The organism is Halobacillus sp. 12SKB (assembly GCF_052941655.1).
The window spans coordinates 1210463-1222764 of the sequence record NZ_JBRFWR010000001.1 but is presented as its reverse complement, the minus strand read 5'-3'; the positions used below and the strand labels follow the sequence as shown (position 1 = coordinate 1222764).

11 protein-coding genes are annotated in these 12302 nt (G+C 43.9%); 4 read left to right on the top strand and 7 right to left on the bottom strand.

All coding sequences use genetic code 11. From position 1 onward, the window contains the following. Positions 1-12: 12 nt before the first annotated feature. The 4 genes from glgA to glgB form a co-directional block, all read right to left on the bottom strand. Positions 13-1443, bottom strand: coding sequence for a glycogen synthase GlgA (gene glgA, locus ACQ4XT_RS06115; RefSeq protein ID WP_446852887.1), 1431 nt, complete (start codon positions 1441-1443; stop codon positions 13-15). Positions 1444-1561: 118 nt separating this feature from the next. Further along, on the bottom strand, positions 1562-2668 hold the full coding sequence (gene glgD / locus ACQ4XT_RS06110) for a glucose-1-phosphate adenylyltransferase subunit GlgD (protein ID WP_446852886.1): 1107 nt from the start codon (positions 2666-2668) through the stop codon (positions 1562-1564). 12 nt (positions 2669-2680) lie between these two features. Beyond that, entirely contained in the window at positions 2681-3841 is a 1161-nt protein-coding gene (locus ACQ4XT_RS06105; RefSeq protein ID WP_446852885.1) for a glucose-1-phosphate adenylyltransferase, read from the bottom strand. Continuing rightward, on the bottom strand, positions 3831-5750 hold the full coding sequence (glgB, locus tag ACQ4XT_RS06100) for a 1,4-alpha-glucan branching protein GlgB (RefSeq protein ID WP_446852884.1): 1920 nt from the start codon (positions 5748-5750) through the stop codon (positions 3831-3833). The genes ACQ4XT_RS06105 and glgB overlap by 11 nt, the downstream gene beginning before the upstream one ends. Positions 5751-6527: 777 nt before the next feature. Here glgB and ACQ4XT_RS06095 point away from each other — a divergent pair. From ACQ4XT_RS06095 to ACQ4XT_RS06080, 4 genes are read left to right on the top strand one after another with little or no spacing between them, the layout of a single operon-like run. Next, positions 6528-6938 (top strand): DUF948 domain-containing protein, encoded by a 411-nt coding sequence (locus ACQ4XT_RS06095; RefSeq protein ID WP_446852883.1) that lies wholly within the window; start codon positions 6528-6530, stop codon positions 6936-6938. Positions 6939-6959: 21 nt separating this feature from the next. Then, positions 6960-7409: a DUF948 domain-containing protein gene (locus ACQ4XT_RS06090; RefSeq protein ID WP_446852882.1), complete on the top strand. Its 450-nt coding sequence runs from the start codon at positions 6960-6962 to the stop codon at positions 7407-7409. After that, on the top strand, positions 7406-7630 hold the full coding sequence (locus ACQ4XT_RS06085) for a hypothetical protein (protein ID WP_446852881.1): 225 nt from the start codon (positions 7406-7408) through the stop codon (positions 7628-7630). Before ACQ4XT_RS06090 ends, ACQ4XT_RS06085 begins: the two co-directional genes overlap by 4 nt. After that, a complete protein-coding gene (locus tag ACQ4XT_RS06080; RefSeq protein ID WP_446852880.1) occupies positions 7630-8151 on the top strand; it encodes a hypothetical protein in 522 nt (173 codons plus the stop codon). Before ACQ4XT_RS06085 ends, ACQ4XT_RS06080 begins: the two co-directional genes overlap by 1 nt. A 138-nt stretch (positions 8152-8289) precedes the next feature. On the opposite strand, the gene ACQ4XT_RS06075 is transcribed toward ACQ4XT_RS06080, so the two are convergent. The 3 genes from ACQ4XT_RS06075 to ACQ4XT_RS06065 all read right to left on the bottom strand — a co-directional run bounded on the left by ACQ4XT_RS06075 (position 8290) and on the right by ACQ4XT_RS06065 (position 12163). Further along, complete coding sequence (locus ACQ4XT_RS06075; protein WP_446852879.1) at positions 8290-9573, bottom strand: protoglobin domain-containing protein; 1284 nt, start codon at positions 9571-9573, stop codon at positions 8290-8292. 942 nt (positions 9574-10515) lie between these two features. Continuing rightward, on the bottom strand, positions 10516-10683 hold the full coding sequence (locus tag ACQ4XT_RS06070) for a hypothetical protein (protein WP_167449461.1): 168 nt from the start codon (positions 10681-10683) through the stop codon (positions 10516-10518). Between the two features lie 61 nt (positions 10684-10744). Beyond that, entirely contained in the window at positions 10745-12163 is a 1419-nt protein-coding gene (locus tag ACQ4XT_RS06065; protein ID WP_446852878.1) for an NAD(P)H-binding protein, read from the bottom strand. Positions 12164-12302 lie beyond the last annotated feature (139 nt).

Genomic DNA, 12302 nt, shown 5'->3' with positions numbered 1-12302 from the left:
CTATCACCTCTGCTAACGAAACATGGATTGATAAAGATCCATATATTGATCAGCAGAGTTTTTCCATGTGAACTTACTCTTGCAAATGTTCTTCACAAGATTCTGCCAAGCAGCAGGTTCCTGATAGAATTCGAGCGCTCTGCGAATGGTGTACAGCATGTCATGCGCATTGTAGTTCGTAAACGTAAATCCGTTCCCTTCTTCCGTCTCTTCATTATATGGCTGGACGGTGTCCGCGAGTCCTCCCGTTTCTCTTACAATCGGAGCAGCCAAATATCGCAAAGCGATCAACTGGCCAATGCCGCATGGTTCAAAACGGGATGGCATGAGGAATAGATCGCTCGCCGCATAAATCTGTCTGGAAAAAGGTTCTGAAAATCGGATATTCGTAGACATTTTTTCTGGGTGTCGGTGCTGGGCCCACTGGAGCATCTGTTCATATTGGTATTCGCCTGTACCAAGTAAGACGATCTGGACGTCATCGTCATGTAATAACTCATCGATGACCCGCCCGATTAAATCGAATCCTTTTTGCTCCACCAGCCTGGAAACGATGCCAATCATTGGAACATCTTTTCTGACTGGCAAACCAAGTTCCGCCTGCAGCCACATTTTGTTTTGGGCTTTCTTGATCAAAGAACTGCGATAAGGAAACGCCAGGGCATCGTCTTTCATAGGGTTATAGTTTTGATCGTCGATGCCATTGACGATTCCAATTAATTCATCAGTACGCTTTCGTAACACTCCATCTAGGTTTTCCCCATAATAAGGCGTTTGAATCTCTTTTGCGTAAGTTTCACTGACTGTCGTAATGAAATCCGCGTAATTCAATGCCCCTTTCATGAAATTGATGTCTCCGAAAAATTCAAATGCATCTTCCGTCATCATATTCTCATCAAAGTCCATCAAATCATGAAGTACGGATTGAGCAAATACCCCTTGATACTTCAAATTATGGATGGTAAATACGGTTTTCATACCTTGAAGTTTCTCAACTTCTTTGTAGTGGGTATGTAAGTAAACCGGAATCAACCCTGTCTGCCAGTCGTGGCAATGCAAAACATCAGGCGTCCAGTCCATTTCACAGACCCAATCCATCACAGCACGGTTGAAGAATACGAATCGTTCCGCTTCATCATCGTATCCGTATAGATTAGAACGCTTGAAATAATACTCATTATCTATGAAATAAACAGGAATGCCTTCATACTTGATATATTCGATTCCTGCATATTGACTGCGCCAGCCAAGCTGTACATTCATTTCACCCAGATGCTCCAGTTGTTCTTTCCAGTGATCATCCATGTTTTCATATTTCGGCAGGACGACCCTGACATCCGCGCCCTGCTTTTTCAAGGCATGAGGAAGAGAACCCAAAACATCGGCAAGACCACCCGTTTTTATAAAAGGGGTACACTCAGAACCAATCATCAATACATTCACGCTTGACCCACTCCTTTAATATTAGTTCGAAACATGTTCAAAACATCACGAATATGCTGATTACATGAAAAGGACTGTCAGAGTGATGAGATCCGGACAGTCCCTTCCATTGGGGGTATTACATTGTTCTTCTTTTCGCTACGACATACGGCTTCTCTGGAGCACCGATTAATGTCTTTCCGTTTGAAATGTTGCAATCTTTATCGAGAATGACGTTTTCTAAAACGGCATTGCTATCAATTTCACAGCGTTGCATAATAATTGAGTTTTTGATGACGGCTCCTTCAGCGACTTTCACACCACGGAAGAGAATGCTGTCTTCGACATGACCTTCAATGACACATCCATTTGCGACCATCGTATTGGAAACGTTGGAAGTAGCGGTATAGTTGGAAGGTGCCTCATTTTTAACTTTAGTGAATACGGGAGCATCATCTTTGAACAACTCATCATGTTCTTCTGGATTCAAAAGCTTCGCACTGTTGCGGTAATAGCTTTCAACAGAGTTCACCAAGGCATGACCACCATGGTATTCATAAGCATGTATATTAATTTCCGGCAATTTCGATTTAATCCCGTCTAAGAAAAAGTGGGAGCAGCCGTGGGCGATACATTTTTCGATTAAGGTGTATAAGAGATCTTTTTCAATGATGTACATATCCATGTACACATTGTTATTGCTATGATCATTGTGTATCGCTGTCACACGGTTGTCTTGATTAATGTCAAGCTTGTGGGCTCTTTGATGCTCGGGGTAAAGTTCATCGACTTTTTTGTAGATAACCGTAACATCCGCACCAGAGCTCTTATGCTCTTGAAGGACATCCTGATAATTGATGTTGCAGATATGCTGAGAGCCCGAGACGACGATATAGTTGGCTAACGTTCGATTGATGAAATCGATATTGTTGTGGAAATGCTGCAAGTCTCCACGTGAGATGTCCGTTGGATCATTCCAGTCGGGAGGAAGGATGAACAGTCCCCCGCGCTTGCGGTCCAAGTCCCATGCTTTCCCTTGCTCCAAATGGTCCATCAGGGAGCGGTACTTTCTGCGAGCGAATACCGCCACTGATTCAATCCGGGAATTCGTCATATTTGAAATGGCAAAGTCGATCATCCGGTAACGCCCCGCAAACGGTACGGCTGCGCCACAACGGAAATAGGTCAACTCATCCAACATGTCTTGTTCGTGATCTAAGTTTATGATTCCTGCTATACGATCCATAAAATCCTCCCTTTAACTATTGGTAGCATAACTTGTGGCAAGGACACTCCCCTCATCTGCCACAAGTGTGATTTCACTGTCTGGTGATGGGTCGCCGATAACCGCTCCATCTTCTATCACGCTGCCTTTTGAAATGATGGCGCGGTGAATCTTAACATTTTTACCGATTTTCACATCAGGCATGATGACACTGTCTTTGACAACCGAAGATTCATCCACGTGCACACCATAGAAAATGATCGATGTATCTACAGATCCCTTGATGCGACAACCCTCATTAATCAAGGCATTTCTCACATGAGCGGTCGGCGCGATATATTGTGGCGGCTGGTTCGGGTTCTTCGAGTAAATTCGCCATTTTGAATCGTTCAAATCCAACTCAGGTTCTCTCTTCAGAAGGTCCATATTCGCTTCCCAAAGGCTGTCGATCGTCCCAACATCCTTCCAATAACCTTCAAACGTGTAAGCCATCAATTTTTTATAGTCATAAAGAAGAGCTGGAATGATGTCCTTTCCGAAATCATGGGAGGAATTTTCTTTCTCTGCATCTTCAATCAGGTATTGTTTCAATACATCCCAACGGAAAATATACACACCCATAGACGCCAGGTTGCTCTTCGGATTTGCAGGTTTCTCATCAAATTCGGTAATTCTTCCATCTCCATCCGTGTTCATAATGCCAAAACGGCTGGCGTCATCCCACGGTACTTCAATAACAGAAATCGTTGCATCAGCGCCAGATCCTATATGGTAATCCAGCATCGCACCGTAATCCATTTTATAAATATGGTCTCCAGAAAGTACAAGTACGTGCTCAGGGTCGTATTGATTCAAAAATTTCAAGTTCCGGTAAATGGCGTTGGCTGTTCCTGTGTACCAGCCGCCACCTTCCGCCTGCATGAATGGAGGAAGAACGGAAACCCCGCCATATTTACGGTCAAGATCCCATGTGTCTCCAATTCCGATATAGTCGTTCAATATCAACGGTTCGTATTGAGTAAGGACACCAACTGTGTCGATCCCTGAATTCGTGCAATTGCTCAATGGAAAGTCGATGATTCTATATTTTCCGCCAAAGTAGACGGCAGGCTTTGCGATTTGTTTGGTCAATGACTTCAGCCTGGTTCCTTGGCCGCCAGCCAGAAGCATTGCTACACATTCTTTATTTTTCATGATTTTCCTCCTTGGATACTGAAGTTCTTTTCAAGAAGCTCACACCGAGCGGGGGAATCGTCATGGTAATATGCTGATCCTGTCCTTGCCATGGAGAAGGTACGCTTTCTAAAGGCAAACCGTTTGTCTGCCCTGAACCTCCGAAATGTTCCGCGTCGCTCGAGAAAATCTCTTTATATGAGCCATGTTTCGGTACTCCTACTCGGTAATCGTGGTAGACTTCTGGAGTGAAATTGCAGACAACCACCAGTTGGTCATTCGATGTACGACTGTTGCGGACAAATGATATGATGCTCTGCTCATAGTTGTTGGCATCGATCCACATGAAGCCTTCTTCCTTATGATCAAGTTCCCATAAAGCTGGCATATCTTGATACATTTGGTGCAACTGTTTCGTATAATCCAATATGGAGGCGTGGGAATCATAGTCCAATAGCTCCCAATCCAAATCCTCTAAATCTTTCCACTCATCAAACTGTCCGAATTCACCTCCCATGAACATGAGTTTTTTCCCTGGGTGGGCATACATATAGGCGAGAAAGGCTCGCAGGTTCGCGAACTTCTGCCAGTAATCACCCGGCATTTTATTTAGTAACGATTTCTTACCATGAACGACCTCATCATGAGAAATCGGTAATACAAAATTCTCGGAAAAAGCATAGAACAAAGAGAATGTAATCAAGTTATGGTGGTACTTCCGGTGAATCGGATCCATCTCCATATACTTGAGCATGTCGTTCATCCAGCCCATGTTCCATTTATAATTGAAGCCTAGACCTCCGATATATGTCGGCGAACTGACGAGCGGCCATGAGGTGGACTCTTCGGCCATCATTAAGACATCTGGTGTTTCCTCAAAAATGGCTTCATTCATTTTTTTGATAAACGAAACGGCTTCCAAGTTCTCACGCCCGCCGTACTCATTCAGTTCCCACTCGCCATCTTCCTTGCCGAAATCCAAATACAACATGCTAGCAACAGCATCCACCCGCAAGCCATCGAGGTGGTATTCCTTCAGCCAGTAAATTGCGTTTGAAATCAGGAAACTCTGAACTTCGTTTCTTGCAAAATCGAATGTAAGCGTACCCCATTGCGTTTTCTCAGCCTTACTGGGATTAGCATATTCATAGAGAGCTTCTCCATCGAACCGCCGTAAACCGTGGGCATCCTTACAAAAATGCCCCGGAACCCAATCCAATATGACACCGATTCCATATTTATGACACTGGTCGACAAAATATTTGAAATCATCAGGGGTCCCATAACGGGAGGTGACAGAGAAGTACCCGGTAGCTTGATATCCCCATGAACGGTCAAAAGGGTGCTCTGTCAATGGAAGGAGTTCAATATGGGTATATCCGAGGTCCTTTACGTAAGGAATGACCATCTCTGCGTAGTCCCGGTAATTGTAGAAAACCTCAGGTTCTATGTTTTTCCATGAACCAAGATGAAGCTCATAGATCGACATCGGAGATTCATAGGGGTTCTTCGCTCTTCTCTTCTTCATCCATTCATCATCACCCCAGGAGTAATTGTCCAATGGATAGACGACAGAAGCTGTATCTGGACGAAGTTCGCTGGAAATAGCATATGGATCCGCTTTCAGCTGAAGATGACCGTGAGTGGTTAAAATCTCATATTTGTACATGGTGCCTTTATCGAGACCTGGAATGAAGGCGATCCAAATTCCATTATCATTGATTTTTTCCATGGGATTCTCCCGACCGTCCCAATCGTTAAACATCCCGACGACGCTCACCTGAACCGCATTCGGAGCCCAGACAGCAAAACGGACACCCTTCTCTCCGTTCCTCGTCTCTGGATGCGCCCCGAGCAGCCTGTGACTGTATCGGAGGTTTCCTTCATGGAATAAATAAATATCATGCTCTAAAGTTGTATCTTGGACCACACCATCACTCCTCTTAAATCTAATAGATTTTTAGTTTTTGTTGATGAACATGCAAAAAATTTACGTGTTTTATTTTTGCCTATATTCATCATAAAATCAGAAAACCTCTTTTACAATTGCTATTAATAAAAATTTTCTGAAAAGTTTTGTCGAATCTTGACGAATTCTTATACATACTCATTATTCTTGCTTACTTTTATAACAACGCCGATAAGTAAGCGCTTGCATAAGTATGTACTTCCCTCTTCCTTTTATGGAAAAACCTTACTCATACAAAAGATTCCAAATATAGGACTTTTATAGTAATTGATACATAGATATTCATCGTTTGGAAGAATTGCTTTTTTCTGTCTCTATGAAATATGGGATGGAAGATATAAAAGGCGGAAGGTCGTCACTTAAAAATAGAATAAAACGATGAACCTCTTGGGGGTGAATTCTTAGTGGTTAACGGGCATGAAATAGACTGGTAAAGGACAAGGAATCATGAGGAGCAGATCGACGACTCCCGACTCCATGTAGATTCTCTTACATCGAGGAGACTTCCCTGCACCCAATAACACTAATTAATATGAAAAAAGCGGATTTTGAGGAAAATGGACGATCTTTTAGATTCATATAAACTTCTAGCGTGGAGAGTGTTTCATTGAAAAAGATTAGTGGTATAGCTTTACAAGAATTAAAGGGTCGGCTGGAGGCAGATGCTCCAGTGGCTTTTTCTCTCTTTGCAAAAAAGCAGATAGAGGAATTCCTAAAACATAAAAGAGGTGAAGAGTCATGTCATTAGCGGGAATCAGTTTACTCATCATCGCGCTTGCCTTTGCATTCATTGCCATCTTCGTTGTGAAGACACTGAAAGCTGCATCCAGTACGATGACAAGTGTTTCACAGACGTTAGAAAAAGTCGAAGGACAGATGCAGGGCATCACAACAGAATCAGAAAGCTTACTTAAGAAAACGAACCACATTGCTTCAGATATTGAAACCAAAACGAAGACGCTTGACGGTCTGATGGATGCCCTCAGCAATGTCGGTACCACAGTCGGGCATGTCAACCAATCCATTCAGGGCGTTTCTGAAAGTGTCGCGCACGCTTCTCATGAAAGAGATGAAAAAGTCACGAAAGCACTCCGCTGGGGAGATGCGGCGATTGAATTGTATCTGAAATGGAAGAGAAAAAAAGTATAATAAAGAAAAGAGGTTTTTCGGATGGACTTTTTAGGAATTGGTGTTTTAATTATTGGAATCGCCTTTGCGATTGTCTCCATTTTCCTTATTAAAGCTTTGAACAACCTGGCCGGTGTCCTTGGCGGAGTCAAAAAAACCGTCGATCAACTGCCAGAACAACTGGATTCAGTCATGAAAGAAACGACAGGTGTCCTGCATCACAGTAATGATACATTAGCTGATGTGAATGAGAAAATCCGGGCTCTTAGTCCTCTTTTCTATATCGTCGGGGATATCGGTGAGTCTTCCAGGAAACTTACTTCCTCTCTTGTTGATATGACCTATTCACTCAAGCAGACGACACATGAAGGCGAACAAAAGATCAACGAAGAAGGTTGGCGCGGAGTTTATGGTGCTCTTGCTTTGACGTATTACTTTTCACAGAAACGAAAAGCAATGAAAGCCGCTCAGTTGGAGACCACATCCTCATGAAGGCTCTCGAGTGGATCATCGGCATCGTCGCCGGTTTCATCAGTGGATTAGCTTTAAGGATATGGTTCAAGGAACCTTCTGTTTCAAAAATGAAGTATGACCGCAAAAAAGAGGAATTTTATAATGCAGGTAGAAATCAATATGAAGACATCCAAACGACAAAAGAAAAAATACGTATGGAAGCGCAAAAAAATATAACTACCGAAAGGGGAACTTCCTAATGGAAAACCAAAATGTAAATCAAAATGTTAACCAGCAGCCACAAGCTCAAACAACTAAAAAAAGAGGCAACAAAAAACTGCCGATTGCTATCTTAACAGGGGCAATAATCGGCGGGGCTTTCATTCTTATTAAGGACCCTAAAGAAAGAAAGCGTCTGAAAGAAGGCACTCGTTCAACGAAAGACGCGGTTTCTGACTATGCTTCTGAGGTAAAAGAAGACCCATCTGCAAAAAAAGATGACCTTGTCACACGCGTCCGTAATGTTGTGAACATCGTAAGTGAAGCAGCAGCAACAGTTCAAGACGTATTTAATAACCAAGGAAAAGAAATTGCCGATAGAGCCAAAGATATAAAAGAAGAGTCTGAAGAAATTATTAACACAGCTAAAGAGGCCGGAGAAGATTTGCAGGAAGTAGGCGATAAAGCCCAAGAAGCGAAGGACGAGCTTAAAGAAAATTCAGCTGAGGAAGAAGCTAAAGTACCTCAAGAAAAAGTCGTAGAGGTCAATCCGCAACGCTAATTCCATCCTGCAAGAAAAAGCCCTGCACATAAAAGTGCAGGGCTTCCTGTTTTTCCATGACAAAAAAGGAGGAGGGGTTCCACATTCATCGTGTAACACCTGGAATATTACATTTTGATACGAATCAGTTCTTCACATCTATTCTGTAAGCTCCGTCAACTGTTGAGAAGAGGCTGCCACCTTATAGACCGCGCCATTTATTTCCTCGATCACCCGTGCAAATTGTTCAAGCTCTGCTTCGATCCCTGCATTATACAATTTGTTCTGACCCATTGCGGATACGATTTCTGTGAAAAATTGATTGATTTGACCCATGCTGTCCGCACCTTCAGAAATCATGGTGTTGATGTTACCGACATTACTTGAAACATTATGAATCTGGCCACTTGTCGTGGAAATTAAATCTGAAACCTCTGCTACTGAGTTCTGCGTCTGCTCAGACAACTTCCGCACCTCATTTGCGACCACAGTAAAACCTGCCCCGTGCTCACCGGCTCTTGCAGCTTCGATTGATGCATTCAATGAAAGTAAATTCGTCTGTTCAGCAATGGAAGAAACGATGGTTACGATTTTACTAATCTCTTCAGCGACATGTTTTAATTTTTCCATGTCCCCCGATATTTCATTGATATTTTCTTGAATCTCGTTCATTTGTTTTTGCTGAATTTCCAAACGCTGCTTCCCATCCATTGACTGCTGCTCCACTTGTTGAGCGACTCGGGAACCTTTTTTAGAGTCACTGACAATCTTATCTGTCTGTTCCGTCAATTGCTCTGTGGAAGCACTCGCCTGTTGGGAGACAGCCGCCACCTCTTCAGACATTTGATCGACACGACGGTAAGCCTCTTCTCTTCTCTCCACTTCAATCTGACGGAGATCCTCAGCTTTTTCCTGAAACATTTCCAAAACGAGCTGCTGCTCAATATTTAATATTTTGGTCGTTGCACGAGTCGCCTGGCCATAATGCTCATGTGGAAGATCCTGTTCATAAATATCCATAAACGATAACAATAGGTCCTGGAAAGCACACATGTACCATTTCGGTTCCAGTCCGATTTTCAAATGTACGCTCGCAATCCTTTTTCTTTTTTCAATAAATGTGTGATCAATTGTACCGTTGAACATTTCCTGAATATGAATGGTCAACGTTTGTTTTAATCGATCAACAGAACTATGGTCCTTGATGATCCGTTTTAAGGATGGTTCATTTTCCAAGTTTTTATAGAATTGGGTCACGATTCGGTCGATGTGATTGCTGATCACCGGCTGTAAGGATTGCAGAATCGCCAAATCCTGTTCACTAAGATGAACCATTTCGAACTGTGTATGTAGATTAGATCCTTCTTGTATGTCAATGACTCCTGTAAATCCTTCACCGAGTGGTCGAACTTCCTCTTTCTTCTTCGTCATGAATATACCCATGTTCTTCCCCCTTAAGTTGACTCTCTCTTCTAGTAATATCGACTTTAACGAGCGAACAGTTAAGTAAGAGGTTCCACTTCTTCCCCAAACGAACTCTTACTCTATACTAGAAGACTCAGTTTCGAGATGTTTTGGGCTTCGTTGCCCTGGTTGAGCGTCAGGGGTGGCCGGGAAGCTACTCGCTTTCCTGTGGGGGAGTGCCGAGCTTCCTCGGGCTAAATGCCCTGCGGGATCTCGCCTATCTCCTTTCTCCCACGGGAGTCTCGCAGCTTCCCAACCACCCCATTTGATGTATGTGAGTAACGAACCCCTTTACCAGGTTGGATTGTCTTCCGGCACCCCGATTGTTTAAAGCATAAAACGCTGTGCATCAAGCTTTCAGGTTTCAAATACCTAAGCATGGGGGTTTTATCCTTAACTCCCATCAAACTGGATAGATAATATTCAGAAAGTGGTTTCGAGACACTGATATAGCAAAGGGGCGGAGGGGAATGGCGAGACTCCTAACTTAAGTGTGCAGGCGCCTTGATCAGCGGCGTATGGACTGGACGGAGCTGGCGGAGATAAAGGAAACACTCAGAACGGAGTGATTCGATGTTGACTTATCGTACAGAAGCGAGGGAAGTCTCACTAGCCGCCAGGAGCCGGGACCGGATATCGAAGAGGGAAAAGAGTGCTAGGTGAGCCCCCGCAAGGCGTCAGCCTGAGGAGGCTCAAAAGAATAGAGGAAGTTCGATTAAGTTCGGCACGTCCTGTGCCAACATCGAACGACCCCACCTCGTGTGGGGCCCCGCGGAAAGCGAGCTATTCCCCTCAGCTCCCATCCACTCAACAAAAGTTTCGAAATCAGGTCTTCCACAATCCTCCCATTTAGTTGAGGTGCATGGCCTTTGAAGAAGAAGAAAATCCTCCATACGGCAGGATGCCGTATGGAGGATTAGGTTACGCGTCAGCGTTGTATCCTAAACGCTCACGGTCTACGTACTCATTCGGAACTTCTCCAAAATGTGTACTGTGGTTTTTGAATTGAGCTTTTCGGCCATTCCGGTGCTCGCCATGGCTCTTTCTTTCCTTGAACTGGCGATCCGGCTTTTTTTCCTTGTTGCCCATCCTAATCACCTCGTGTAAAACATAATGTCTTACACGGTTATTATGTTTCGATATCCTGAAATTATTCATGCACCTGAAACGAAGGTTTGTTTGTCCCCCATCTCTCCAAATGCCTTCGGAATAAGGCCATGACAATCAAATGAGCCTTTGCCTGTGTGTACTTATATAAGAACCATGGCAATGATGGCATATAGTCATGAATAGCTACAATGGCTTCATTTCCCTCCGGAATTTTCCTGAATTCCAGTCTCCCCCTGACGTTTTTCTCTTTATTGGACAACCGGCCCCCGGATATATAATACAAAGCACGGTCCGCCGTGCTCCTCTCTGCTGAATATGTGAATTCGAGTAGTGGTATGTTATTAAAAATCACGCCAATTTGACAACAATGGCTTTCATCTACGGTCGTTTTCACCCATGGATTCAATACTGTTTCCAGCCACTTCACATAATACTTCCCAATCCAGTCTGCAGAATGGCCCTGAGGGAGTGGAATTCGCTGGACAGAGCGGACATCATCCTGCATGGAAAGGAGAGCAGGGCTTTTCGATTTGCTTTGCGGTTGCTTTTCTTCCTCTCTTAAAGCCCACTCGGCCGCTTCCTCGAAAGGAATTTTCCCTTCACTGATTCCATCCACTGTATTTTTTGGCTGGGTGACCATCGGATGAATAAGGCTTTCGATGAGTGGGTACACCATTTCTTTAGGGGCGCCTGTGACAAGTCTTACCCAAAGCTTAGATAAATCAATGGTCAAAAATGGTACATGAACCATAAGTGGTTTCCTGCCCATAACGCCTGCCACTTTTGCCATCATTTCTTCATAAGTCATTACATCCGGGCCGCCCACGTCTATCGAGCGTCCCTTTAAGTACTCTTTGCCGATACTTTGGTCGAGGGAACCGATCACGTCCGGTAGGGCAATCGGTTGCGTCTTGGTCTTCGTCCATTGCGGGAGAATCATAAAAGGAAGGCGCTTCACTAACCTCTTCAATATCGGAAACGAAGATCCTCTTGGGCCGACGATAAGCCCTGCCCGGATCGTTGTCACAGGTACTCCGTATGCTCCCAGAATCTTTTCCACTTCAAGACGACTCTTCAAATGACGGGAAAGGCCTGGTTCGTCTTCAGGGATGATGCCGCTCAAATAAACGATTTGTTTCACGCCTACTTTTTTTGCGGCCTGAGCGAAATTATCAGCAAGGATGACATCCATATCTTCGAAAGACCCCTGTGTCAATTTAGCTGAAGGCTTCATCGAGTGCACAAGATATACAGCAATATCCGCTCCATCCAGACCTTCTTCTGCATCAGCCATCGAGTATAAATCGCACGAGCGCCAGGTCACTTGGTCACTGTCTTCCTTTTCATCGCCGTTTCGGGATAAAGCGATAATGTCAGAGCGGTCTTTCAGTTTTTCCATTAAATTTTGTCCTATATACCCACTTGCCCCTGCAAGAGCGACGACAGTTTTATTTTCCACAGCTATCACTTCCTTACGCTTTTTAAACCTAGTACCCTCGGCCTCTGCATATGTAACACCTATCCTTTGAGCAATGCTTACCTATATGGCAGGATTGTAAAAGGTCTACTTCGAGAAGTTTGTGCCACTCTATGGCGTT

Excerpts from the sequence above, each read along its gene's own strand:
- glgD (WP_446852886.1), bottom strand. The coding sequence starts at position 2,668 with ATGGATCGTATAGCAGGAATCATAAACTTAGATCACGAACAAGACATG.
- ACQ4XT_RS06085 (WP_446852881.1), top strand. The coding sequence starts at position 7,406 with ATGAAGGCTCTCGAGTGGATCATCGGCATCGTCGCCGGTTTCATCAGT.
- ACQ4XT_RS06105 (WP_446852885.1), bottom strand. The coding sequence starts at position 3,841 with ATGAAAAATAAAGAATGTGTAGCAATGCTTCTGGCTGGCGGCCAAGGA.
- ACQ4XT_RS06070 (WP_167449461.1), bottom strand. The coding sequence starts at position 10,683 with ATGGGCAACAAGGAAAAAAAGCCGGATCGCCAGTTCAAGGAAAGAAAG.
- ACQ4XT_RS06090 (WP_446852882.1), top strand. The coding sequence starts at position 6,960 with ATGGACTTTTTAGGAATTGGTGTTTTAATTATTGGAATCGCCTTTGCG.
- ACQ4XT_RS06075 (WP_446852879.1), bottom strand. The coding sequence starts at position 9,573 with ATGGGTATATTCATGACGAAGAAGAAAGAGGAAGTTCGACCACTCGGT.
- ACQ4XT_RS06080 (WP_446852880.1), top strand. The coding sequence starts at position 7,630 with ATGGAAAACCAAAATGTAAATCAAAATGTTAACCAGCAGCCACAAGCT.
- ACQ4XT_RS06095 (WP_446852883.1), top strand. The coding sequence starts at position 6,528 with ATGTCATTAGCGGGAATCAGTTTACTCATCATCGCGCTTGCCTTTGCA.